Source organism: Tsukamurella sp. 1534 (assembly GCF_000312385.1).
Classification (GTDB): Bacteria; Actinomycetota; Actinomycetes; order Mycobacteriales; family Mycobacteriaceae; genus Tsukamurella.
The window spans coordinates 1,669,968-1,694,029 of sequence record NZ_HE997626.1; the positions used below are offsets into that span (position 1 = coordinate 1,669,968).

24 protein-coding genes and 1 pseudogene are annotated in these 24,062 nt (G+C 70.5%); 15 read left to right on the forward strand and 10 right to left on the reverse strand.

Translation table 11 applies throughout. From position 1 onward, the window contains the following. Positions 1–67: 67 nt before the first annotated feature. From BN39_RS08105 to BN39_RS08115, 3 genes are read right to left on the reverse strand one after another with little or no spacing between them, the layout of a single operon-like run. Complete coding sequence (locus tag BN39_RS08105) at positions 68–2,353, reverse strand: cation-translocating P-type ATPase (protein ID WP_040766037.1); 2,286 nt, start codon at positions 2,351–2,353, stop codon at positions 68–70. 28 nt (positions 2,354–2,381) lie between these two features. After that, complete coding sequence (locus tag BN39_RS08110; RefSeq protein ID WP_019201883.1) at positions 2,382–3,353, reverse strand: hypothetical protein; 972 nt, start codon at positions 3,351–3,353, stop codon at positions 2,382–2,384. After that, on the reverse strand, positions 3,350–3,562 hold the full coding sequence (locus BN39_RS08115; protein ID WP_019201884.1) for a heavy-metal-associated domain-containing protein: 213 nt from the start codon (positions 3,560–3,562) through the stop codon (positions 3,350–3,352). Before BN39_RS08115 ends, BN39_RS08110 begins: the two co-directional genes overlap by 4 nt. A gap of 228 nt (positions 3,563–3,790) precedes the next feature. Here BN39_RS08115 and BN39_RS08120 point away from each other — a divergent pair, with 228 nt between their 5' ends. The 5 genes from BN39_RS08120 to BN39_RS08140 all read left to right on the forward strand — a co-directional run bounded on the left by BN39_RS08120 (position 3,791) and on the right by BN39_RS08140 (position 7,229). Then, entirely contained in the window at positions 3,791–4,060 is a 270-nt protein-coding gene (locus BN39_RS08120) for a YHS domain-containing protein (protein WP_019201885.1), read from the forward strand. Then, positions 4,057–4,440: a metal-sensitive transcriptional regulator gene (locus tag BN39_RS08125; RefSeq protein WP_040766038.1), complete on the forward strand. Its 384-nt coding sequence runs from the start codon at positions 4,057–4,059 to the stop codon at positions 4,438–4,440. The genes BN39_RS08120 and BN39_RS08125 overlap by 4 nt, the downstream gene beginning before the upstream one ends. 41 nt (positions 4,441–4,481) lie before the next feature. Beyond that, a complete protein-coding gene (locus tag BN39_RS08130; RefSeq protein ID WP_019201887.1) occupies positions 4,482–5,294 on the forward strand; it encodes a hypothetical protein in 813 nt (270 codons plus the stop codon). Positions 5,295–5,329: 35 nt separating this feature from the next. Then, the gene (locus tag BN39_RS08135; RefSeq protein ID WP_019201888.1) at positions 5,330–6,661 is read left to right on the forward strand and encodes an MFS transporter; all 1,332 of its coding nucleotides are present in this window, start codon (positions 5,330–5,332) and stop codon (positions 6,659–6,661) included. A gap of 130 nt (positions 6,662–6,791) precedes the next feature. Continuing rightward, positions 6,792–7,229, forward strand: coding sequence for a hypothetical protein (locus tag BN39_RS08140; RefSeq protein WP_237741633.1), 438 nt, complete (start codon positions 6,792–6,794; stop codon positions 7,227–7,229). 16 nt (positions 7,230–7,245) lie between these two features. Here BN39_RS08140 and BN39_RS08145 read toward each other — a convergent pair whose 3' ends face one another. From BN39_RS08145 to BN39_RS08175, 6 genes and pseudogenes are all read right to left on the reverse strand, one after another. After that, on the reverse strand, positions 7,246–7,692 hold the full coding sequence (locus BN39_RS08145) for a hypothetical protein (protein ID WP_148281443.1): 447 nt from the start codon (positions 7,690–7,692) through the stop codon (positions 7,246–7,248). Between the two features lie 260 nt (positions 7,693–7,952). Continuing rightward, positions 7,953–8,363, reverse strand: coding sequence for a DUF6262 family protein (locus BN39_RS08150; protein WP_040766040.1), 411 nt, complete (start codon positions 8,361–8,363; stop codon positions 7,953–7,955). A 110-nt stretch (positions 8,364–8,473) separates the two neighbouring features. Beyond that, positions 8,474–10,849, reverse strand: a pseudogene (locus BN39_RS23865) (tyrosine-type recombinase/integrase); the annotation flags it as partial. Beyond that, the gene (locus tag BN39_RS08165; RefSeq protein WP_019201893.1) at positions 10,836–12,092 is read right to left on the reverse strand and encodes a tyrosine-type recombinase/integrase; all 1,257 of its coding nucleotides are present in this window, start codon (positions 12,090–12,092) and stop codon (positions 10,836–10,838) included. The gene BN39_RS08165 and the pseudogene BN39_RS23865, both read right to left, overlap by 14 nt. A 26-nt stretch (positions 12,093–12,118) precedes the next feature. Next, on the reverse strand, positions 12,119–13,399 hold the full coding sequence (locus BN39_RS08170) for an ImmA/IrrE family metallo-endopeptidase (protein WP_019201894.1): 1,281 nt from the start codon (positions 13,397–13,399) through the stop codon (positions 12,119–12,121). A 61-nt stretch (positions 13,400–13,460) separates the two neighbouring features. Continuing rightward, positions 13,461–14,276 (reverse strand): hypothetical protein, encoded by an 816-nt coding sequence (locus BN39_RS08175; RefSeq protein WP_148281444.1) that lies wholly within the window; start codon positions 14,274–14,276, stop codon positions 13,461–13,463. 127 nt (positions 14,277–14,403) lie between these two features. On the opposite strand from BN39_RS08175, the gene BN39_RS23170 reads away from it, so the two are divergent. The 7 genes from BN39_RS23170 (at position 14,404) to BN39_RS08205 (ending at position 17,345) form a co-directional block, all read left to right on the forward strand. Then, positions 14,404–14,577, forward strand: a complete 174-nt coding sequence (locus BN39_RS23170) for a hypothetical protein (protein WP_192814841.1) — start codon at positions 14,404–14,406, stop codon at positions 14,575–14,577. Continuing rightward, the gene (locus tag BN39_RS08180) at positions 14,577–15,443 is read left to right on the forward strand and encodes a type II secretion system F family protein (RefSeq protein ID WP_019201897.1); all 867 of its coding nucleotides are present in this window, start codon (positions 14,577–14,579) and stop codon (positions 15,441–15,443) included. Before BN39_RS23170 ends, BN39_RS08180 begins: the two co-directional genes overlap by 1 nt. Further along, the gene (locus BN39_RS08185) at positions 15,440–16,045 is read left to right on the forward strand and encodes a type II secretion system F family protein (protein ID WP_019201898.1); all 606 of its coding nucleotides are present in this window, start codon (positions 15,440–15,442) and stop codon (positions 16,043–16,045) included. Before BN39_RS08180 ends, BN39_RS08185 begins: the two co-directional genes overlap by 4 nt. A 25-nt stretch (positions 16,046–16,070) precedes the next feature. Further along, positions 16,071–16,265: a DUF4244 domain-containing protein gene (locus BN39_RS08190; RefSeq protein WP_040766041.1), complete on the forward strand. Its 195-nt coding sequence runs from the start codon at positions 16,071–16,073 to the stop codon at positions 16,263–16,265. A gap of 50 nt (positions 16,266–16,315) precedes the next feature. Continuing rightward, positions 16,316–16,594 carry a TadE family type IV pilus minor pilin gene (locus BN39_RS08195; RefSeq protein ID WP_040767010.1) on the forward strand — a complete coding sequence of 93 codons (279 nt, stop codon included), beginning with the start codon at positions 16,316–16,318 and terminating at the stop codon, positions 16,592–16,594. Between the two features lie 5 nt (positions 16,595–16,599). Then, entirely contained in the window at positions 16,600–16,953 is a 354-nt protein-coding gene (locus BN39_RS08200; protein WP_371190618.1) for an Rv3654c family TadE-like protein, read from the forward strand. A gap of 62 nt (positions 16,954–17,015) precedes the next feature. Beyond that, positions 17,016–17,345 carry a TfoX/Sxy family protein gene (locus BN39_RS08205; protein ID WP_019201902.1) on the forward strand — a complete coding sequence of 110 codons (330 nt, stop codon included), beginning with the start codon at positions 17,016–17,018 and terminating at the stop codon, positions 17,343–17,345. A gap of 7 nt (positions 17,346–17,352) precedes the next feature. On the opposite strand, the gene BN39_RS08210 is transcribed toward BN39_RS08205, so the two are convergent. Beyond that, entirely contained in the window at positions 17,353–19,668 is a 2,316-nt protein-coding gene (locus BN39_RS08210; RefSeq protein WP_040767012.1) for a DEAD/DEAH box helicase, read from the reverse strand. A gap of 364 nt (positions 19,669–20,032) precedes the next feature. On the opposite strand from BN39_RS08210, the gene BN39_RS08215 reads away from it, so the two are divergent. From BN39_RS08215 to topA, 3 genes are all read left to right on the forward strand, one after another. Next, positions 20,033–20,236: a cold-shock protein gene (locus tag BN39_RS08215; protein WP_013128449.1), complete on the forward strand. Its 204-nt coding sequence runs from the start codon at positions 20,033–20,035 to the stop codon at positions 20,234–20,236. A gap of 140 nt (positions 20,237–20,376) precedes the next feature. Then, positions 20,377–20,952, forward strand: coding sequence for a hypothetical protein (locus BN39_RS08220; protein WP_040766048.1), 576 nt, complete (start codon positions 20,377–20,379; stop codon positions 20,950–20,952). A 161-nt stretch (positions 20,953–21,113) separates the two neighbouring features. After that, a complete protein-coding gene (gene topA, locus BN39_RS08225; protein ID WP_040766049.1) occupies positions 21,114–24,059 on the forward strand; it encodes a type I DNA topoisomerase in 2,946 nt (981 codons plus the stop codon). The last annotated feature ends 3 nt before the right edge of the window (positions 24,060–24,062 follow it).

Here is a 24,062-nt window from a genome sequence, read left to right on the forward strand (position 1 = left end):
ATGTACTCCATTCCGGTAGGGGGTATACGCCCGGCCGGAGGCCGGTGGCGGTTCTACTGTGTGGGATTCAGTTGGCGGAGACGCTGCGGAATCCGCGGAGCCGCAGACTGTTGCCGACGACGAAGACGCTGGAGAGGGCCATCGCCGCGCCGGCGAGCATCGGGTTGAGCATGCCCGCCGCGGCGACGGGGATCGCGGCGGTGTTGTAGGCGAAGGCCCAGAACAGGTTCGTCTTGATCGTGCTCAGGGTCTTGCGGGACAGGCGGATCGCGTCGACTGCGCTGCGGAGGTCCCCGCGCACGAGGGTGATGTCGGAGGCCTCGATCGCGACGTCGGTGCCGGTGCCCATGGCGAGGCCGAGGTCCGCCTGCGCGAGGGCCGGGGCGTCGTTGACGCCGTCGCCGATCATCGCGACGACCTTGCCCTGCTCCTGGAGCCGTGTGACGACCGCGACCTTGTCCTGTGGCATGACTTCGGCGATCACCTCGTCGATGCCGACCTCCGCTCCGATCTGCTGCGCGACGGCGGTGTTGTCGCCGGTGAGCAGCACGGGCATCAGGCCCAGGGCCCGTAGTTCGCTGATCGCCTGGGCGCTAGTCGGTTTCACAGTGTCCGCCACGACCAGGACGCCCTTCGGGTGGCCGTCCCAGCTCACGGCGACGACGGTCTTGCCCTCGGATTCTGCGCGGGCTTTGGCGGCTGCCGTGTCCGCGCTTAGTGAGACCGCCCAGTCCGTCAGCAAGGACTCGCGGCCGACGATCACGGCGTGGCCGTCGACGACGCCCTGCACACCTTGGCCCTCGATGTTGGCGAAGCCCTCCGGCGCCGGCAGTGCTCCGGTGGCTTCCGTCGCCGCGGTGGCAATGGCCTGCGCGATCGGGTGCTCGGAAGCGTTTTCCAGTGCGCCTGCCAGCCGCAGCAGTTCGTGCTCGTCCACGCCGTCCTCAGCGATCACCTCGACGAGCGTCATCTTGCCTGTGGTGACCGTTCCGGTCTTGTCCAGGACGATGGTGTCGACCTTGCGGGTGGACTCCAGCACCTCCGGCCCCTTGATCAGCACCCCCATCTGCGCACCGCGGCCGGTACCGACCAGCAACGCGGTCGGCGTCGCGAGGCCCAGCGCGCACGGGCAGGCGATCACGAGGACCGCGACCGCCGCGGTGAACGCCGCCGCCACGGGGAAGCCGGCGCCGAGCCAGCCGCCGAGGGCGGCGAACGCGATCGCGATGACGATCGGCACGAACACCCCGGACACGCGGTCGGCGAGCCGCTGCACCTCCGCCTTGCCGGTCTGCGCGTCCTCGACCAGCCGCGCCATCTGCGCCAGCTGGGTGTCCGCGCCGACGCGGGTGGCCCGCACCACCAGCCGGCCACCGGAGTTCACCGTTGCGCCGGTGACCGCATCGCCGGCGGACACCTCGACGGGCACCGATTCGCCGGTGAGCATCGACGCGTCGATCGCCGAGGACCCCGCGGTCACGATGCCGTCGGTGGCGATCTTCTCGCCCGGGCGCACCACGAACTCGTCGCCGACCGCCAGATCCCCGACGGGGATCCGCACCTCGGCCCCGTCGCGCAGCACCGCCACGTCCTTGACGCCGAGCTCGAGCAGGGCGCGCAGCGCGGCGCCGGCCTGCCGCTTCGAGCGCTTCTCGAAGTACCGGCCCGCGAGGATGAACACCGTGACGCCTGCGCCGACCTCGAGGTAGATGTTCGCCGCACCGTCCGACGGCGCGATGGTGAACTCGAAGCCGTGCGTCATCCCCGGGGTGCCCGCGGTGCCGAGGAACAGCGCGTACAGCGACCACAGGAACGCTGTCAGGGTGCCCATGGAGATGAGCGTGTCCATGGTTGCGGTGCCGTGCTTGAGGTTCATCCACGCGGCCCGGTGGAACGGGAAGGCGCCCCACAGGATCACCGGCGCCGCCAGCGCCAGGGATGCCCACTGCCAGTAGGTGAATTGCAGTGCCGGGGCCATGGCCATCGCGATCACAGGTACCGCCAGCACGGCCGAGCCGATCAGGCGCTGCCGCAGGGACGTCAATTCGGGGTCGGGCTCGTCGCCGCTGTCGGGATCGTTGGCGTTGCCCTCGCCCACCGCCCGGGCCCCGCCTGCGGGGGCCTGGGGTACGGTCGCCGAGTAGCCGGTCTGCTGCACCTCGTTGATCAGCTGCTGGGTGTCGTACCCCTCGGGCACATGGATTTTGGCCTTCTCGGTGGCGTAGTTGACCGTCGCCTCGACGCCGTCGAGACGATTGAGCTTGCGTTCGATCCGGTTCGCGCACGATGCGCAGGTCATCCCGCCGATCACCAGTTCGACGTCCTTGCCGCCCGAAGGCGCTCTCACACTCATGTCTTTCCTCCGTGTGTCATTTGGTGCTCTAGTGCCCGACTCCGTGCGACGGCGCCGCCCCCGCGTTCCCGCCCTGCTCATCCCCGCCCTGTCGGGCGTCGACGACGAACTGCGCGGTGCGCACTACGCCATCGACCTGGAAGTCCAGGTACAGCAGGTACCTGCCGGCGGTGGGAACCTCCGCTGCGAACCCGATGTCGGGACCGGAACGGCCGCCGGGCAGCGGCTCCGCCCCGGTGGCGTGCACGTGCAGATACGCGAGGTCGCCCTCGCGCAACGCCACGAGGTGCCCGTAGGCGCCGAGATAGGGCTCCAGGTCAATGACCGGCGCCCCGTCTCGCGTGATCGTCACCGTGAGGTCACTCGATCCACCCGCAGCGAGATCGCCGCCCAGCACGGCGGTGAAACCGTCCACCTGCGCGATACGGGAGGCCTCGCGGCGCTGCGCGATGGCCGCCCCATCGACCTGGACGGTCCGCGTCAGCGTGGTCGAGCTCTTCGCGCCGGTCGGGGTGAAGTCGGCGTAGATCCGGTAGGTACCGGCCTCGGGCCACGTGACGGGCACCCACCAGCGGCCGCTCGCGGTGTCGAGCGTCGGATGCAGGTGCTGGTAGTGCGCGCCATCGGCGCGCACGGCGATCAGGTGCAGTTGCTTCTCGTGCGCAATGTCGAACTCGCGCACCGGTGCTCCCTGGCGGTCGAGCACCGTGAAGTCCACACCGCCGGCGACGTTCGGAACGACCGGGGCCGTCACGGGCCCCAGGGTGTACCCGTCCGCACTGAGCGAGACGCCCTTGATCGCGGCCGCGGCCGGGGCAGCGGTGCTGGCGGCTGCGGCGCTGCCTGCATTGTGTTCCGCGCCGGCGTGCGTGCTCGTGCTACCGCGCTCCCACCCGGCGACGACGGAGTCCGGCACCACCGCACCGGCGATCCCGTAAGCGCCGGCGAAGGCCACGACCAGGCCGGCCCCGTACGCTGCGAGCTTCTGTGATGGGTTCATCGGTCACGCACCGCCGAATAGCCGGCATCCTCCACGGCAGCGAGGACCCGGGCGTCGTCGATGCCCTGCGCCGCGGTCACCCGCAGCCGTCCGGTCCGGGCGCTCACCTCGATCGATTCGACACCGGCGATCAGGCCGACCTCCTCGCGGATCGACATCTCGCAGTGTCCGCACGTCATACCGCTCACCTGGTACTCGTTCGTGGTCATGTCGCTCTCCCTTCCCTGATGCATACCCCTGTGGGGTATCTGACACTTCAGGAATAGCATACCCATGGGGGGTATGTCTAGAGGGAGCCACTCTCATCCGGGAAGCGATTCCGATCAAAGGTCGATAGTTGACGTCGATACCCCTAGGGGGTATAAATCGAGATACCCCGATGGGGTATACGAATCCGGTTCGACCGTCGAACCCGACCACGAGAAGTGAGGTTCCCCATGACCGACAACGCACCCGGCCAGTCCTGCTGCGGCCACGCGAGCGACGCCGCAGAACCGCTGGAGCTGTCGCGGACCGCCCCTGCACCCAGTGTCGACGAGATGGCTGAATGCCCCGTGATGGCGGGTACTGCCGTGCACAAGGCGACCGCGGTCAGCAAGGGCCTGTACCGGGACTTCGACGGGACCCGCTACTACCTGTGCTGCGCAGGATGCGGTCCGAAGTTCGACGCGGACCCGCACAAGTACACCGCGGCGGCGTCGGCATGACCACCGTCTCCGCAGGCACCGACCCCACGCCGGTTGAGCCCGCCGGCGCTGAATCCGCACCGACCACACCCGCGGCCCCGGGGGACTGCTGCCAGTCGCAGCACGGGTACCTGACCGACAAGAGCCGATATCTGGCGCGGGCCAAACGGATCGAGGGACAGGCCCGAGGGATCGGGCGGATGATCGACGAGGACCAGTACTGCATCGACATCCTCACCCAGATCAGCGCCGCGACCAGCGCTTTGCAAGGCCTGGCGCTCGCGCTGCTCGATGACCACATCCGCCACTGCGTGGTGCAAGCAGCGCAGTCGGATCCAGACGAACTGACCACCAAACTAGACGAGGCGACCACGGCGATCGCCCGACTGGTCCGCGCCTGACCAGACGGGCGAGCCCCGGCCCCAAATCCTAAGGAGACACCATGGACCACACCACACACGCAGGGCACTCCGCCGCCGCGGTCCCTCAGGGGCTGCAGGTTGCCGAGCAGGGGTACCGGATCACCCCGGCCTTCCACACCGCGGCCGCCGGCACGAGCCGGATCGAATTCACCATCGTCGGCCCGGACGGCGCCCCCGTGACCGCCTTCGACGAGCGGCACGACAAGCGCCTGCATTTCATCGCGGCGCTCCGCGACACCAGTGTGTTCCACCACCTGCACCCGGTCATGGACACGGCGGGCCTGTGGTCGGTCGATGTCGACCTCACCCCGGGTGTATGGCGGCTGTTCGCAGACTTCGCCCCCACGGGGGCAGGTGCCGCACTCACGCTCGGCGCAGACCTCGCGGTACCCGGAGACTTCCAACCCCATCCGCTTCCCGAGCACAGCATCACCTCGGCGATCGACGACTACACCGTGACCCTCGCCGGGGACATGGCCGTCGGCCGCGGCGCCGAGTTGCGCGCCACCGTCACCCGCGCGGGTGTGCCCGTCACCGACCTGCAGCCCTACCTCGCCGCCTACGGCCATCTCGTGGCGCTGCGCGCCGGCGACCTCGCGTACCTGCACATACACCCCGAGGGCGACGCGTCCGATCCGGCAACCCCGGCCGGACCCGACATCCGATTCCATGCGGTGGCACCGTCGGCGGGAACGTACCGGCTCTTCCTCGACTTCCAGCACGGCGGCACGGTCCGCACCGCCGACTTCACCTTGACCGTCGACGACGGGCCCGCCGACCACACCGCTGCGCCCCACGCCCCACACCACGCGGGACACGGCCACCACCACTGAGATCGAACTCGAATCGCTACCCGTCAGGAGCCATCGTGGGACCCTTCGCCCACCGGGACTTCCGGTTGCTCTTCAGCGCGCAGATCGTCGCGCTGCTCGGCACCGGACTGACTACCGTCGCACTCGGCCTTCTCGCCTACGACATCGCCGGATCGTCGGCCGCGGTGGTCCTGGGCACCGCCCTGACCATCAAAATGGTGCTGTACGTGGTGATCGCACCGATTGCCGCCGCCTACGTCGACCGGTTGCCCCGCCGAGCGTTCCTGGTCTCGCTCGACATCCTCCGGGCGGCGATCGTGCTCGCGTTGCCGTTCGTGACGCAGGTGTGGCAGATCTACCTGCTGATCGGCGCCCTGCAGGCCGCATCGGCGGCGTTCACGCCGACCTTCCAAGCGGTGATCCCGGACATCATCACCGACGAGCGGGAGTACACCACCGCTCTGTCGGCGTCCCAGGTCGCGTACACGATGGAGAGCCTGGCCAGCCCGGTGGTGGCGGCGCTAGCGCTGTTGGTGATCGAGTTCAACGTGCTCTTCCTCGGCACCGCCGCCGGGTTCGTGATCTCAGCCGCGCTGGTGCTCCGCGCCACCGTCCCCGATTCGCACCGCGCGGCCACCTCCGGCGGGCCGGCAGAGCGGATCCTCGCCGGCGTCCGGATCTTCGCCGGTACCCCCAGCCTGCGCGGCGTGCTCGCGGTGAACTTCGCCGTCGCCGCCGCCGGTTCGATCGTCGTGGTCAACACCGTCAACTACGTCCGGGACCGGCTCGGCGGCACCGAATCGGATGTCGCCTGGATGCTCGCCGCCTCGGGCGGCGGCACCCTGGTAGTGGCGCTCGCAGTACCGCGGCTTCTGGACAGGCTCACTGAACGGGCGGTGATGCTCACCGGTGCAGCGCTGCTCACCGCCGCCGCCATCGGGGCGGTAGTCATGGCCTCGGCTGATCACGCCTCGTGGGCAGTGACCGCAGTGGTGTGGCTGGCCAGCGGGGCCGGTTCGGCGATGGCGATCACACCGACCGGCAAGGTGCTCCGCGCGGCCGCCGCCCCCACCGAGGTGGCCACCGTGTTCGCCGCTCAGTTCTCACTCTCGCACCTGGCCTGGCTGGTGGCCTACCCGATCTCCGGCTGGGGCGCTAACCGCTTCGGGCTCGTCCCCGCCTGGGCGCTCCTGGCCTTGATCGCCGCTGCGGGGGCAGTCCTGGCCCCACTACTGTGGCGCCGCACCCCGCCCACCGGTGCTGGCGACGACACTGCGGCAGGCACCGCGCCCAACCCACTCGAGCCCGGCAGCCCCGAATGGCGGCACACCGCCGCCGCAGGCGGCACACTCACCGAATGCCAATGCACCTGCACCCAGGCGGCGTGAACGGGCAATGCCCTGTTGATCGGCTGATCGGCGAACGGGATCGAAAGCACGACACGACCGCCGGGCGGGATGTGGGTCTCCTCGGCCACCGCCAGGCGGTCGATGGACCCCGGGGTGCCTAATTCGCAGTATGGGCGAAACGGACCGGGCTCGTCACGACGCACGGCGGGCTGGCAGGCTCGAAGGCATGGCAGATGATCTGACGGACGACGCCCTCGCGGGTATCCGTGCCCGTTTCCTTCCCGGGGCCTACCCGACCCTCGACATCCGGCCCGGCTGGTACCCGATCGTCATCGACCTCGACCGGGAAGTCGCGACGATCGACCCCGACTACCAGCTGGTGCAGGTCAAGGAGAAATTCGGCGGCCTGCGCTACTACGTCGAATTCGAACCCGACCGGCCGCGGCCCGGCTTCGATGAGCTCATTCGTGTGGCCGAACGGCGGTCGGAGCGGACCTGCGAGGAATGCGGCAACGACGGCGCCCTGGCGCACCGGGGGACCTGGGCTCGGACACTCTGCACGGCGGACGCTGCGGCGAGCGGCTTCATCCCCGACGCATCCGAGTAAGGACCGAACCCGTCGCTCAGCGATCTGCGGAAGCGATCCGTTCCAGCGGCACCGTCACCTCGTGATCACTGAACGTGAGCGTGATGCCGAGGTCCCGGACCCCAGCAGTCCTCAGGTGCCGTTGGAGCGCCCGGAGGACCTCGGTGACGGCCGGAGCGCCCGCGGTGGCTTCCGTCGCGGCCACGGCCTCGTTGAGGGCCTGGACCGCGTCGCGGTAGCGGCCGTCGATCTGATCCATCTCGGCGGTGATGGCATCGACCTGTGCGCGCCGATCCGGATCCGACAGTATCCGGGCCAGCCGCTCGTTCCCGGAAATGAACTCCACAGCCCTGTCATCGCTCGCCATAACCGCCAGTATCCACCAGGAGCCGCCGAACCCTGCCCGGCTGTCATCGCGGTGCCGCTCGCCGTTGGCACACTCGTGTTCCCCGCCTGGCAGTTCCACCCCGACCGCCACGTGCACGAGCCGCTGCTCACCCGTTTGGCAACTCCTGCGCCAGGCCGCTGACCCGTGGACTGCCGCGTGCTGGATGTGCGCGCCGTCCCGGGATATCGACGGCCACACCGCGATCGGCTATCTCGTCGACCGCGATCCGGTGGGCGATGCGCCGGACCTCCGTCGCCTTGCGACCGTGCTGGCGCTGGCCGCAGCAGACTGCGCCCGCTGGCGGCAATAGCCCCCCCAGGTCGGCGGCAACGATGCCCCGGGGGAGATGCGTTCGCTCAGTCCGGGGACAGGTCGTCGATGACTCCGTGCAGCCGGGCGATCGTGGCCTCGTGCTGCTTGATCTGCCGGGTCAGCTCCGCGATCTTGGCGTCTTTCTGATGGATCCGCAGATGCATGGCCGCGACGACGCCGGTAGCCGGATCCGCTGTAGCCGCCTCGTGGCCGGCAGCAGCTGGTGGCGGGGTCGCTGCGGTGCGCCGCTGGCGGTGAACCTTCGCCAGCAGCTCCTTGTGCCGGTAGACGGTGGAGCGCGCCAGCCCGGCCCGGAGGGCGACCGCCTGGACGTTGATGGTCTCCCCGTTGCGGCGCATCGCCGTGAGTGCCTTTTCGATACTGCGCTTGGATGCCTCGGACCGGATTTCGGCGCTCGCGGCCAACGCGGCACGAGAGGCTTCGTTGGCGCTCACGCGCCGCCGTCCTCACCGGCGGTATCGCCGCCGGCATCGACATTGCTGCCATCGCCTTCACTTGCTCTGCCGTCAGCCGGTGTGCCGCCCGCGGCAGTGCCTGCGGCGCCGCCTGCAGCGGTGCGCAGGGCCGATTCGTGGCTCCCGCGAGTCTGGATCTGCAGGATCGGCAGCCGATCGGCGGCGCCGGCACCGGTCACCGTCCCTGCAGTGTGGCGATGCCCGTCCTGGCCTGCGCAGCCCTGGTCTTTGCAGCCTTGGGTCTCGGTGGTGAGGCGGGTGATGATCTGCTCGAGCGAATGCAGCTCCCGCAGCCGCTGGTGCACCCAGATGTTGTCGTCGGTCAACTTCCGTCCGGTCCGGGCGTGGAACTGCTCGCGGCGGGCCTGCAGCAGCGCGGTGGTGGCCGCGTGCTGCGAGCGCAGTTCGTCGAGGTGTGTTGCGTCGGTCGCGAAATGCCCACAGGACAGGCAGGCGTTGCCCTTGTCGCAGGTCTTCACCGGCGGCAGTAGACACACCCCGTTAGGCAGGACCCGGTCGGTGCGCTTGGCCAGCTGGGTCATGTCGTAGATGTCGCTGGGGCTCAGGGCGATGTCGACGCCGCCGGCGCCGATCTTCTTGTGCTTGAGGAACTCCGCCTCCGACGTCGCGGCCAGGGTGGCGGCGTACCGGAGGGTCATCTCGGGGCTCTTGTGCCCGAGGTAGCGCTGCACCACGTGCAAGGGCACCCCGTCGTTGAGGAGCTCGGTGGCGCGGGTGTGCCGCAGCCGGTGAGTCTGGGTGAACCGCAAGGCCCGCCCGGTGCTGTCGGTGAGTCCATGGATCCGATCGAGGTTGCTCAGCGCCTGCCGGTAGCTGTTGTAGGGGCGGTGTCGCCGGCCCTGGTGGTGATCGCGCAGCGGCACGAATAGGTACCGCGGTGACCAGTCCGGGTGCTGCGCGGCGAGCCAGGCCCGTTGCTCGGCGATGACGTTGACCACGGCCTGCTCGATCAGGATCGTCGGGATCACCCCGTCGACCTTGGTCTGCTGGTACCGCAACTTCGCCACGAACACCCCGCTGTCACCAGCGTCGTCGCTGGCCACAGGCTCCCTCCCCACCCTGTCCCCAACCCGGTCCCCGGCCCTGTCGGGAACCCGGTCGTTAACCCCGCTGGTAACCTTGCTGGCAGCCCTGTTCGTGGGGTGCTCTGCCGGGTCGGTGGGTGGGCGTTCGAACCCGGGGATGGGCTCGATCGGGTCGACGTCGAGCATGAGGATCTCCGAGGCCCGCCGGCCGGTGAGGGCCTGCAGGAGCCAGATCCGTGCCGCCTGCGGGTCCCCGAGGCCGGCGACGAGGGAGACGGTGCCGTCGGGGTGGGTGAGCGTGACGTGGCGGCCGCGGTCGGTGGCGAGGACGTCGAGGTAGCACAGCATCCGCTGCAGATCTCCGGTGCTGTACCAGGTCAGTTCCCGGTTCCTCGGTGCGGCGCGGCGGCGGAACGCCGGCCCCCACAGGCGGGTGTGCGCGGGTCCGACCTCGCCCCACCGGGCGATGCCGGTCGCCGCGGCCGCCTCCCCGGCGTGGTCGACCATGAATGTGTAGAACACCTGCGTCTGGGACACGGTCGCTTCGATCGCCGAGCCGGTCAGCCGTCGGTCCGGGCGGGCGGAGGCGGCCGGGCTGCGCAGCCATGCGGCGAACTCGGTGAAAATCGTGCGCAGCTGCGCGGGGTCATCGGCCAGGACCGGATCATCGGTGTGTCCGGTGTCGGTGAGGAACCGCCCCAGGTGCCGGGTCGCCATCCTCGAGCGTTCCACCGCGGAGGACCAGCGCAGCAGCTCGGCGGTGATGGACACGCGGAGCCAGAACCGTACCCCTTCGCGCAGCCACACCGGTTCGATGCCGCCGAGCCGGGCGGCCATGTCGTGGCTGGGTTCGTGTTCGCGTTGCGGGATCCGCGGATCGACCCGCAGGTCCCAGATGTCGTGCTCCCACCAGGAGCGGTCGGTGCATCGCACCGATAGGTACAGGTGCAGCTGCTCGATCAGGTGGGTGATGCTGCGGCGGGTGTTCACCGGTGGGAGCCGCTTGTTGCGGGCCTCGTAGGCGCGCAGGGCGTGCCGCAGCAGCGCCGCCGAGGTGAGGTCGGTGATCGACACTGGTGGATGCCCGTGCTCCCGAGTGAAGCTCTGGGTGGCGTGGGAGATCGCCTCGCAGCACCACCGCAGGTACGCCGGTTCGATCTTGCCGATCTGGTCGGTGTCGCACAGCCACACGAACCAGGCCACCTCCCGGGCGAACCGCGGCGGGCAGCCCTGCGGGGTGAAGTCCAGACGACGGCCGAGATAGCGCGAGTTCTGCCGGAACACCTCCCGGTGCTCGGGCGAGTCGATCTGGTAGATCGGCTCCCGCCACGCCGCCGGCACGAGGGCGGCTTGCGCCTGCCAGGTGAACGCGGTCGCCGCCGCCGCCGACAACCGCGGCGCAGGCTCAGGGGTGGTCATCGTGCAGGCCTTTCCATCCGGCGACGTAGTTGCGCCACTGCGCGATCGACCGCATCTCGGCGTCCTCAGTGACCCACCCGTAGGTCGACAGGGTGGTCTGCACGTCCGCGTGGCCGAGCCTGCGCATCACCACGTGCGGAGCGACACCGGAGAGCAGCAACGCCGTCGCGTGAGTGTGGCGGAGCCAGTGCGGCGTCCACCCCGGCTGCAGCGCCCGCTGCCCAGGCTCTGCGTCGGTGTGGGTGGCTGTGTCGGTGTCGGGGTGGTTGCAGCGGCGGGTGATCGACCGAACCGCCGCGTACACCGTTTCCGGCCGCATCGGCGCGAACCGGGTGCCGTGGGTGAGGTTGACGAACACGAAATGCGTACTGAAACCAGGCACTTCCAGATCGGCGCCGTCATCGATCAACGCCCACACGTACTCCGAGTACAGGGCCGCTAGATCGTCGCCGACGTAGATCCGCCGCGGCCCGGTCTTGCATCGCACCTCGTGTGGGTGGTCCTGGCGGCCGGCGACCTCCACATACGGGGTGCCACCGCCACCGATGTGGAAATCGTGATGCCGCAACGACAACGACTCACCGAGCCGCATCCCGGTCTCAACGAGGATCGCGAATAGCAGCCGGTTCCGCAGCCCGGGACCGGCGCCGGACCAGCGGGTGCCGTCATGGGTGGCGCACGCGTTGAGGATCGCCGTGACCTCCCGCGGCAACAGCACAGGGGTGGCGGACCGGTTGGGTTGCCGTACCCGGTAGATCGGGTGATCGGTGGGTTGGCTGGGGCCGACACCGTCGAGGAACCCGACGTACCGGGACCGTCGCCGCCACTGCCCGTGCGAGGTGAACAGCTTCTCGTACGGGCCCAGCAGATGGTGCGCGTCGGCCTGGAATCGGTAGAAGCTGAGCACCGCGGTCGCCCGCAGCTGCACCGTCGCCGTCGACGACCCGCCGACGATCTCGGGGCCGATCCGCCGGGTCCCGGGCAGATCCCCCGTCCGCAGGAACGTCAGGAACTGCCCGAACAAGGTGGTGGGAAACTCATCCCACCGGTGCCCACTGTGATCGAGCACCGTCCACCACTGCGCCAACCCCGCCGCGTACGCGCGGACCGTGTTCGGTGACGCCGCGCTCGCCGTGAGGAACCGCAGGTACTCCCGGGCCGGTTTGATCGGCCGGTCCAGCTCGTCGACCACGATGTACGTGCCCGGCCGGTCCGGGTACCGCACCCGCTGCACCTTCGCCACCGTCCCGCCCGCCTACATGTCTCGGGTCAGGCTCGCCGGGACCGCTGCTGGAACCGCCGGAAGTCGATCACATCCGCTGAACCGTCAGCGGCATCCCGGTCCTCACCCCGCGCACCTGCGACGGTGTCGACGGCCGGAGCCGAGGGAGCCGCGGCGGAGGAGGCGGTGGGGGACGAGGTGGTGGAGGGGGCGGGCCGCTGCCCGACCAGGAAATCCGCGAGGATATCGCCCGGGAAGATCAGGTCGTAGGTCGCCAACAACTGCGGCGACTGCACGGAAAAGCCCAACTCGATCCACTTGCTCAGCAAACGCGGCCGCTCCACGGCCCGGTCGTCCCAGCCCGGCTCGGTCCGGCCCCAGGTCCGGCCCGTATCCGGGTTGACCCGTTGGTAGAGCTGCTTCTGCAAGCTGCGGAACCGGTCGTCGTCGAGCACGCCACCGGTGTGCAGGTGCCGTAGCAACGCGCCGATCGAAATGCCCCACTTCTGCTTGACCGGCACCAACGACATCAGCGACGGCGTCCGCGTAACCTCCTTGCGTACCTGCGCCAACGGGGCGAGCAACTCCGAGGCGAACCGCGACGCTTGCTCCTCCTTGTCCTCTGTGACATCGCCGCTCCAGTGCAAGCTCAAGTGGCCCAACTCATGGGCGAGAGTCCACCGTGTCCGCTCCCAGGATGTCGACTGCCGCACTACGATCAGCGGCCGCGCCTTGAACTCACCGACCCGTGTCGAATACCCGAGGTGCTTCTCCGAGGCGGCCGCGCCGCCGTCGCCGTCGCGCAGGGTCGCGGCAGCGAGCATCCGCCGCATCACGATCGGCACACCCGCGTGCTCGATGTTGTGGGTCAGGTAGTCGATCGGCTCGTCCCGGCCCACGCCGAGCGCATCACGTACCCGCCCGGCCGCCTCCGCGACCGGCACCGACGGATCGACCATCGGGATCTTCACCGCCGGCAGCTGCCACCGCGAATGCAACTCGTCGAGGAACTCCCCGACCATCGAAGCGAAATCCGTCAGGTACTCCTGCTCGGTCTTCGTCGTCGACTGCGGCGCCCGAAACAGCAAGTCCGATGGGTGGATCCGCATCGGCGGCTCCGTGGTGAAGAACCGTGGCGGGAACCGCAGAATCGTCGTAAACGCCTCCAGTTCATCGGTACTGATCTCGCTAGTGATCGACTTCTCCAAACGGGTCAGTCGCGCCGCCGACGGCCATCCCAACTCAGCTGCCAGCGCTTTCGCGGTCATCTTCCGCATGATCCGGGCTTGACGCACCCGGCGTCCGTATACGTTCACCGTCGCCCTCATTGCACATCCGATTCAACGCTGCAGGTCCCCGCTGCATACCAGTTTCCCCCTGCTATGACGGCTACGCAGGCGTGGGCGTGGTATCCGGCCCACCGTCGTCGTGGTCGTCGCCGGTGCCCTGGGCGCGCTTGTCGTAGGTCCCGAAGTCGTCCGACGGGGCGCCGCCGATCGGCTTCGGCTTCTGCAGTCCGTAGAACGGTGACTCCTCCACCGGAGGGAACGGCACCAACGCCAAGATCTCCGCACTGGCCGGGTTGTCCACCCCACGAACCACCGCCAGGTGCAGCGCCTCCAACGTTGTGTTGTCCGTCGTCGACCACAACGCGAAGATGCCGTCGTGCTCGCGTTGCTCCTCGTCGTCCCCGCTGGTGCTCCGCTTCGCGGGCTTGGGGATCTGGCCAGGTCCGGCGAACAGATTCATCTGCTCCGGCCGCAGCCCGCCGTTCGCGATCTTCTGCTCGACCTCCGGCGGCAGCACGACCTCCCGGTCGACCGCCGCCTGCAGATGCCTGGATAGAAACTTCCGGAGCCGAAACTCCGTACCCAGATTCACAAACACGGCGCCGCCGCCCTGGCCCCGGATGCACCGCAGATTGACTCCGGGCCTGTCGTTGCGTTCGTTCTTCCAGATATCGCGCATCGTGTGCCGCACCGCCGAACAGAACGCATCGCCGGACACCTCCGCCGGATCCGCATGTCGCGGAGACCACATCTCCCCGACCTCGGTGATCGCCACCGGCAGATCGAGACGCACGGTCGCCAACGCGGGACGATGCTGCTCGACGAACGCCTCGAGTGTCTTCTGAAGCTCCCCATGGAGTGCCATAGCGAAATAATTGCACGGAAACCCTCCACTCGCAAGAGGCTCGCCCACCATCGCGTTTTACGGTAGACCCGACCACTGACATGCATCTAATCCTACATGTAGTGGACGATTAAAACCAGCTCTGACTAGGATGAATTACCGTGTCGTGCAGGGAAATTACCGATAAGGAATCCAGGTGGTGTTCGCGGTGCATCGCAGCCCGTCGGGCAGGCGCGGCCTGCGCAGCATCGGCGTCGTCGAGCGCGGCGGCGACGGTTTCGTCGGCGTCCGCGCGGCGTGGGAGCGGGACGGCGGGTTCACGCCGGCGTTCGCGGGCCTGCGGGCGCTCCTGGACGAACGCGAGGCGCTCTGATGGTGATTCCGGTACTCCTGTTGGCGGCCGCGGCCCTGGTCTGGCCCGGCGGTCCGGCGGCGGCGCGGCTGCGAGCGGGTTCGGCCACGCGGTCGCGGGCCGCGCTCCGCTGGGGATGGCTGGCGGCGGCCCTGCCCGCCGGCGCCCTGCTGATCGGCCCGGCCCAGGCCCTCGCCGCCGCGCTGGCGGCGGGCACCGCGCGGGAGCTGTGGTCCCGTTCGCGCGTCCGGCGGGAGGAGGCGCAGTGGCTGTCCGCCGTGCTCGCGGGCGTGGACGCGATGGTGGCGGAGCTGTCCGTCGGCGCGCACCCCGCGGCGGCCTGCGCCGCCGCGGGACGGGACGCCGACGACCCGCGGATCCGTGCCGTGTTCGCCGAGATGGCGGGCCGCGCGGAGCTCGGCGGGGATGTGGCGGCGGGCCTGCGCCGGCACCAGGGCGAGAGCGCGGCATGGGGACGGATCGCGGCGGCCTGGGAGACGGGGACGCGGCACGGGATCGGGATGGGCGACCTGCTGGGTTCGGTCCGCGATGACCTTCGTGCCCGCGAACGCTATACGCAGCGAGCACATTCCGCGCTGGCCGGTGCCCGCGCCACCGCGCAGGTACTCGCGGCGCTGCCCGTACTCGGGGTCGCGATGGGGCAGCTGATCGGTGCGGACCCTCTCGGGCTCCTGCTCCGCACCGGCGCGGGTGGCACGCTGCTCGTGGTCGGCGTGTGCCTCACGTCCGCCGGGCTGCTGTGGTCGCGCGCCATCGCCGACGGTGCCGCGGGACTCCCCGCCGCCGCTCAGAGCGTCGCCACCCGGAGCGGCGGGGCGAAGAGTGCCGGCGTGCGGAGTGCCGGCACGCAGGGCGGTGGGGCATGAGCGGCCACGGCCCCCTCGCGGCGGCGCTGGTCCTGATCGCCGTCGCGTTCGCGGTGCTGCCGGTGGCCGCCCGGTCTCGGCTCGGCGCGTGCGTCGCGGAACCGGAGGGGCGCGGGTCGCGGGTTCCCCGGCTGCCCCGGAGGGCGCCGAAACCGGATCCGTTCGAGGCGGCCGCCGCCTACGACCTGTTCGCGGTGTGCCTGCGCGCGGGAATGCCGACGGCCGATGCGTCGCGGGCCGTCGCGGGATCCGCACCCGCTGCACTGGCCGCGGTCCTGTCCAGGTCCGCCGAGCTGCTGGCGCTGGGTTCGGATCCGGAGGCCGCATGGCGCAACGATTCCGACGACCCGCAGGTGAGTGCGCTGACCCGCATGCTGCGACGGTCCGCCCGCGCGGGCTCGTCACCGGCGGCGGGCCTCGCGGACCTGGCGCGCGCCGAACGCGCGCAGGCGGAGGACCGCGCCGTCGCGGCCGGCGAACGCGCGGGCGTCGCGGTCGCGGGGCCACTCGGACTGTGCTTCCTTCCGGCGTTCGTATGCCTCGGCATCGTGCCGGTCGTGATGGGACTCGCCGGCACGGTGCTCGGCGACGGGCTGCTGTGAGGCGGCTCGAGGAAAGGGGGATGGAATGTGGATTCGATTGCGGTGCAGGATGACCGAGATGATGCTGCAGGAGGAGGGGATGTCGACCGTGGAATACGCGATCGGTACCGTGGCCGCCGCGGCGTTCGGCGCGGTGCTCTACGGAGTGGTCACCGGGGACAACATCATCAGCGGCCTCACGTCGATCATCGGCAAGGCGCTGGGCACCTCCACCGGTTAGCGGGCGACGCGGGCGCGGTCACCGTCGAGGCCGCGTTCGCGGTCGCCGGCCTGGTCACGGTCCTGGTGTTCAGCGTGGGAGCGATCGTCGGGGTCACGGCGCACGTGCGGTGCGTCGACGCCGCCCGGGAGGCGGCACGGCTCGCCGCCCGCGGGGACGACGCCGGCGCCTCGCGCGCGGTGTCCGCGGTCGGCCCGCCGGGGGCGGCGATCTCGTCGAGGCGCGACGGTGACTCGGTGACGGTGCAGGTCAGAGCCCCGGTTCCGGTGCTGCCGGGACTGACGCTCACTGCCACCGCCGTCGCGGCGGTGGAGCCGGGTGAGGGGTGATGCGCATGCTGCGGGAGGCGGCCGCGCGCGAGGACGGCGTGGCCACGGTGCTGGCTGCCGTGATGATCGCCGCGATCGTGGCGGTCGCCGTCATGGTGGTCGACGTGGGCGCGGCGGTGTCGGCGCGGCACCGGGCGCAGTCGGCGGCGGACCTCGCCGCGCTGGCGGGCGCGGCGAGTGCCGTCGACGCGGAGGCGGCGTGCGCCGCCGCGGCCCGGTTCGCGCGGGCGAACTCGGCGGATCTGGCCGCGTGCGCGGTGCAGGAGTTCGCGGTGACGGTGCGCGTGCGCGTCCCGGTGTCCTTCGCGGCCTTCGGATCCGGTGAGGCCGTCGCGTTCGCCCGTGCGGGCCCGCGGTGACCGCGCCGGCCGGTGTGCCGCGTTGGGCTGCGCACCGTCGGCGCACGGCGCACACTGGAGCGATGGCGCACGACGAGGGCCTGGCGGACCGGATACGCGACGCGATCGACGGCGAGCCGGGGATCACGGAGAAGCGGATGTTCGGCGGCCTGGCGTTCCTGGTGGACGGGCACATGGCGATCGCGGCCAACAGTCGCGGCGAGGCCATGGTGCGCGTGCACCCGGACGCGGCGGACGAACTGCTCGGGCCGCACGTCACCAACACCGTGATGCGGGGGCGCGAGCTGCGCGGCTGGCTCGATCTGGCGAGCGATGCCACCGCCTCCGATGTGGAGCTCAGGGAGTGGGTGCGCCGGGGCGTGGACCACGCCCGCTCCCTCCCGCCGAAGTAGCGGCGCCTCAGCCCTTCGCGATGGCGGCCAGCACCAGGTCGAGCACCACGACGGCGCCGTCCTTGTCGAGCGGGTCGTTCCCGTTGCCGCACTTGGGCGACTGCACGCACGACGGGCAGCCCGACGGGCACTCGCACGCCGCGACCGCGTCCCGGGTGGCGACGAGCCACGTCGCGAGGGACTCGTAGCCCCGCTCGGCGAAGCCCGCGCCGCCGGGGTAGCCGTCGTACACGAAGATCGACGGCAGCCCCGTGTCCTCGTGCAGCGCAGTGGACAGGCCGCCGATGTCCCAGCGGTCGCAGGACGCCACCAGCGGCAGCAGGCCGATCGCCGCGTGCTCGGCGGCGTGCAGGGCGCCGGGCCACCGCTCCTCGGCGAGGCCGGCCCCGTCGAGCGCTTCCGGCGTCATGGTGAGCAGCGCGGCCTTGGTGGCCAGCGTCGTCTCCGGCAGGTCCAGCTCCACCGCGTCCAGCACCTCGCCCGAGCGCAGCGTGCGCAGGTAGCCCACGACTCGGCTCGTCACCTCCACCGAGACGAAGCCCGCCGTCACCTCGCCCAGCGCTTCGGAGGAGTGCGCCGCGGTCACGTGCACGTCCAGGTCCTCGCGCGCGGAGGTGGTCCACTCGGGCTCCTCGGCGTGCACCATCGCGAGGCCCTCGTCGAGGTCCAGCTCGTCCACCACGTACGACTCGCCCTGGTGCACGTGCACCGCGCCCTCGTGCACCGTCGACAGGGCGCGCGTGAAGTCGACCGTCCCCAGCAGCCTGCCGGTGGCCTCCTCGACGATCAGCACCTCGCTGCCCGCGCCGCCCCGGATGTTCACCCGCGCATGGGGATCCACTCCGGCGGCCAGGAAGTACCCCGCGGGCCGCTCCCGCAACAAGCCGTCGGCGGCGAGGCGCCCCACCACGTCGACCGCTCCGAGCTCGGTCACCTCCTCGCGGGTCAGCGGCAGCTCGCCCGCCGCGCACAACAGCTGCGGCCCCAGCACGTAGGGGTTCCACGGGTCGGTGATCGTGGCCTCCACGGGCCTGCCGAGCAGCGACTCCGGGTGGTGCACCAGGTAGGTGTCCAGCGGGTCGTCGCGCGCGATGAGCAGGATCAGCGAGCCCTGCCCGCGCCGGCCGCTGCGCCCGGCCTGCTGCCAGAACGAGGCGACGGTCCCGGGGAAGCCGGCCATGAGGACGGCGTCGAGGCCGGCGATGTCGACGCCCAGCTCCAGCGCGTTCGTGGTGGCGACGGCGAGCAGCGCACCGTCGTTGAGGCCCTCCTCCAGCCGGCGACGGTCCTCGGCCAGGTATCCGGCCCGGTACGCCGCGATCCGGGACGCGATCTCGGGAGCGGCCTCGGCGAGCATCCGGCGGGCCGAGAGCGCGACGGTCTCCGCGGACCGCCGGGACCGGACGAACGCGAGCGTGCGCGCGCCCTCCACCGCGAGGTCGGCGACCATCCGCGACGCCTCGGTGGTGGCGGCGCGCCGCACGGGCGCGCCGTTCTCGCCCTCCAGGTCGGGGAGCAGCGGCGGCTCCCACAGCACGACGGTCCGCGGCCCGTGCGGGGACGAATCCTCGTCGACCGCAACGCAGTCCGCGCCGATCAGCCGCGACGCCGCGCCCGCGGGATCCGATGTGGTGGCCGAGGCGCAGATCACGGTGGGGCTGCTCCCGTACCGCGCCGCCACGCGCAGCAGCCGGCGCAGCACCAGCGCCGTGTGCGATCCGAAAACGCCGCGGTAGTGATGGCACTCGTCCACCACTACGTATTTCAGGCCCCGCAGGAAGCGTCCCCACTTCGCGTGCCGCGGAAGCAGTCCCACGTGCACCATGTCCGGGTTGGTGAACACCCAGCGGCTGTCGGAGCGGGCCCAGCGGCGCATCTCCTGCGAGGTGTCGCCGTCGTACATCGCGGGCGCGGCGTCGCCGATTCCGAAGTCGGCCGCGAGTCGCACCGCGGCCTTGTGCTGATCGGTGCCCAGCGCTTTCGTGGGGGAGAGGTACAGCACGGTGGCGCGCGGATCGTCGACGAGGGCGGCCAGTACGGGGAGTTGATACGCCAGCGATTTCCCGGACGCGGTGCCCGTCGATATCACCACGTGCCGGCCTGCGTGCGCGTGCTCGGCCGCATCCGCCTGGTGCCGCCAGGGCCGCTCGATTCCGTCCTCGACGAGTCCATCCCGCACGGCGGGCGGCAACCAGCCGGGCCAGTCCGCGAATTGGGCTCGACGTGACGGGATATCGGTCACATGGGTCAGGCCGTCGTTCCCCGGGCCCGCGCCGGCCTGGATGCGGGCGAGGAGTTCGCGTCCGAAAGTGTTGGGGTCCAACGCGATCACCTCGATTCCGGGGCCCGGCTCCACGGCCGCGACGCCGGCCGTCACGGCGATCCGCCAGTCTACTCGGAGGTCGAACAAGGGGACGAAACGTCGGACGCGGGGTTAACGGAGGGCGAATTCCGCCCGCCCGCTGTCGCTTCGTTCGAAATCGTGATTGACTGTATGCGGTCGCAGCTCCCGCCGGGGGTCCTATGGACCATCGGGGGATCGATGTTGCGGGCGTGGTACTGAAGGTTTTTGTGTGCGGGTCTCCGCAAACGGCTCCAGAAAGTATGGCGGCCGGAACCGGCCAGGAACCCGTCCCCTCGGGGATGAGTTCCTACACCGGTAGAAAGACAAGTTAGGAAACATCTCAATGGCACAGGGAACTGTGAAGTGGTTCAACGCGGAGAAGGGCTTCGGCTTCATCGCACCGGCCGACGGCTCGGATGACGTGTTCGTCCACTACTCGGAGATCCAGGGCAACGGCTTCCGTACGCTCGAGGAGAACCAGCAGGTCGAGTTCGAGGTCGGCCAGGGCACCAAGGGCCCGCAGGCCACCGGCGTCCGCGCCCTCTAAGAAACCTTTAACGCCACGCGATAAGCGTTTCTCGCTTCACCCCCTCGCCTTCAGGCCAGGGGGTGAAAGTGTATTTCGGGACGGTCACGACAGAGTGTCGACCTCGGTGCCGTAGTCCCCGGAGCACTACGCTTCAACTCGTGTCCCAATTGTCACTCTTCTCGGCCGAACAGACCGCGCCGTCGCCGCGCGATCTGGCCGGGTTGCTCGCGACCACGGGACAGATCGTCCACTTGGGCGGCGCGGCCCGCGTCTCCGTCGTCGTCGCCGATCTCTGGCGCGCCGAGGCGATCGCCGCGCTGATCGACGAGGCGGGGCTGCGGTCGCAGATCGGGACCTCCGATGAGGGCACCCCGCTGGTCCGGACGCTCGCGGCGCCCGAACTGCAGCCGATGGCGCTGGAATGGACCCGGGGCGCGGCCAAGACCGCCCCGCCCGCCTGGGTGCCCGGCCCCCGTGCGCTCCGGGCCTGGGCGCTCGCGACCGGCGACGTCGACGGCGCGCACTACCTGCTGCCGCTCGATCCGCACGCCCCCGAGTCCGCGCCCGTGCTCGCGACGGCACTCATGCGCGCCGGCGTCGCGCCCACCCTGGTGGGCACCAGGGGCACGAAACCGGGCCTCCGGGTGTCGGGGCACCGTCGTCTCCTGCGCCTGCGGGAGAGCATCGGCGACCCGCCCGGCCCGGACGCCGCGGCCCACTGGCCGCAGCCCTGACCCGGCGTCGTCCGGGTTGTGCGGCGAGGTGCGCAGTGGACCCTGTATATAAGGTGGAGCAAAAGGTGCGGCAGAATGTGCACCCGATGACCACCGAGTCGGACGTGACACGGGAGGTCCAGGTGGTGCACTGACGCCACCGGGAGACGGCAGGAGGGGCCATGGCGGCACGCGGAAATGGATCGGCCGGCGACGGATTGCAGCGCCTCGTGATCGTGGAGTCCCCCGCCAAGGGCAAGAAGATCGGCGACTTCCTGGGGCCGAACTACACGGTCCGGGCGTCGATGGGGCACATCCGTGACCTCCCGAGCCGGGACAACCCGCTCCCCGAGGCCGACCAGGGCAAGTCCTGGTCGCGGCTCGGCGTGGACGTGGACCACGACTTCGAGGCCCACTACGTGACGTCCGCCAGCAAGCGCTCCACCGTCTCCGAACTGAAGTCCCTGCTCAAGCAGGCCGACGAGCTCTACCTCGCGACGGACGGTGACCGCGAGGGCGAGGCCATCGCGTGGCACCTGCAGGAGGTGCTCAAGCCGAAGGTCCCGGTCAAGCGGATGGTGTTCCACGAGATCACCCAGCAGGCCATCCAGGCCGCCGCGCAGGAGCCGCGCGAGCTCGACATGAACCTCGTCGACGCGCAGGAGACCCGCCGCATCCTCGACCGGCTCTACGGCTACGAGGTCAGCCCCGTGCTGTGGCGCAAGGTCAACCAGGGCCTCTCGGCCGGGCGCGTGCAGTCCGTCGCGACCCGGATCATCGTCGACCGGGAGCGCGAGCGGATCGCCTTCCGCACCGCCGGGTACTGGGATATCGCGGCCCAGCTCGACGCCGGCGCCGAGGCCACGCCCCGCGCGTTCGGCGCCCGCCTGGTCACCGTCGACGGCGACCGCGTGGCCACCGGCCGCGACTTCGACGCGCAGGGCCGGCTCAAGAAGCCGTCCGGGATCACCGTGCTCGACGGTGCGCGGGCGAACGCGCTCGTCGAGGGCCTGCAGGGCGCCAGCCTGACGGTGACCTCCGTCGAGGAGAAGCCGTACACCCGCAAGCCCTACGCGCCCTTCATGACCTCCACCCTGCAGCAGGAGGCGAGCCGCAAGCTGCGGTTCAACACCGACCGCACCATGCAGATCGCGCAGCGCCTCTACGAGGGCGGCTACATCACCTACATGCGTACCGACTCGACCACGCTGTCGGAGACGGCCATCGCCGCCGCCCGCGACCAGGCGCGGCAGCTGTACGGCGCGGACTACGTGCACCCCACCCCGCGGCAGTACACCCGCAAGGTGAAGAACGCGCAGGAGGCGCACGAGGCGATCCGCCCCGCGGGCGAGACCTTCCAGACCCCGGGCGCGCTGGCGTCCGTGCTCAACTCCGACGAGTTCCGGCTCTACGAGCTGATCTGGCAGCGCACCGTCGCCTCCCAGATGGCCGACGTCAAGGGCACCACGCTGAGCCTGCGGATCGGCGGCACGGCCTCGTCGGGCGAGGCCTGCGAGTTCGCCGCGTCCGGCCGCACCATCACGTTCCCGGGCTTCCTCTCGGCCTACGTCGAGACGGTCGACGACCAGTCCGGCGGCGAGGCCGACGACGCGGAATCCCGTCTGCCGCAGCTGGTCAAGGGCCAGAAGGTCACGGCCGCAGAGCTGGCCGCGGCCGACCACGTGACCAGCCCGCCCGCGCGGTACACCGAGGCCTCGCTGGTCAAGACCCTCGAAGAGCTGGGCATCGGCCGCCCGTCGACCTACGCCTCGATCATCAAGACGATCCAGGACCGCGGCTACGTCGTGAAGAAGGGCAACGCCCTCGTCCCGCAGTGGGTCGCCTTCGCCGTGATCGGACTGCTTGAGGGCCACTTCGGCGGCCTGGTCGACTACAACTTCACCGCCTCGATGGAGGACGACCTCGACGAGATCGCCGGCGGCCGCGAGGGCCGGGTCGACTGGCTCACGAGGTTCTACTTCGGCGACGGTGGGCCCGGCGGTGACGGCGCGGCGGTCTCCGGCGCCGACGGCCCGGGCCCCGACAGCCCCGGCCTGAAGAACCTCGTCGCCACGAACCTCGACGCGATCGACGCCCGGGAGATCAACTCGATCCCGCTGTACACGGACGCCGACGGCAACGTCGTCTACGTGCGCGTGGGCCGCTACGGCCCGTACCTGGAGCGCACCGTCACGGGCGACAAGGGCGAGCCCGAGGTGCAGCGCGCCAACATCCTCGCGTCGATGACGCCCGACGAGCTCACCGAGGAGGTCGCGGAGAAGCTGTTCGCGACCCCGCAGGACGGCCGCCCGCTGGGCGTGGACCCCGCCACCGGTCACGAGATCGTCGCGAAGGAGGGCCGATTCGGCCCGTACGTCACGGAGATCCTGCCGGAGCCCGAGAAGGACGCCGACGCGGAGAACCTCGACGAGGCGGCGAAGCCGAAGACGCGCAAGAAGAAGGCCGACGGCCCCAAGCCGCGCACCGGCTCGCTCCTCAAGACCATGGACATCGAGACCGTCACCCTCGAGGACGCGCTGCGGCTGCTGTCGCTGCCGCGCGTCGTGGGCGTCGACCCCGAGTCCAACGAGGAGATCACCGCCCAGAACGGCCGTTACGGGCCGTACCTGAAGAAGGGCACCGACTCCCGCTCGCTGGCCACCGAGGAGCAGATGTTCACGGTGACCCTCGAGGAGGCGCTCAAGCTGTACGCCGAGCCGAAGCGACGGGGCCGCGGCGCCGCCGCCGCGCCGCCGCTGCGCGAGCTGGGCAACGACCCGGTCTCCGGCAACGCCATGGTGATCAAGGACGGCCGGTTCGGTCCGTACGTCACCGACGGGGAGACCAACGCCTCGCTCCGCAAGGGCGACGAGGTCGCGTCGATCACCGACGAGCGCGCGTCCGAGCTCCTCGCGGACCGTCGCGCCCGCGGTCCGGTGAAGAAGAAGGCCACCAAGAAGGCGGCGGCCAAGAAGGCGCCCGCCAAGAAGACGGCGGCGAAGAAGGCCCCGGCCAAGAAGGCGGCGGCCAAGAAGACCGTCGCGAAGAAGGCCACGGCCACGAAATCGGCTGCGAAGAAGGCGCCGGCGAAGAAGGCCGCCGAGACGTCGGCCGACGAGACGGTCTAGCGC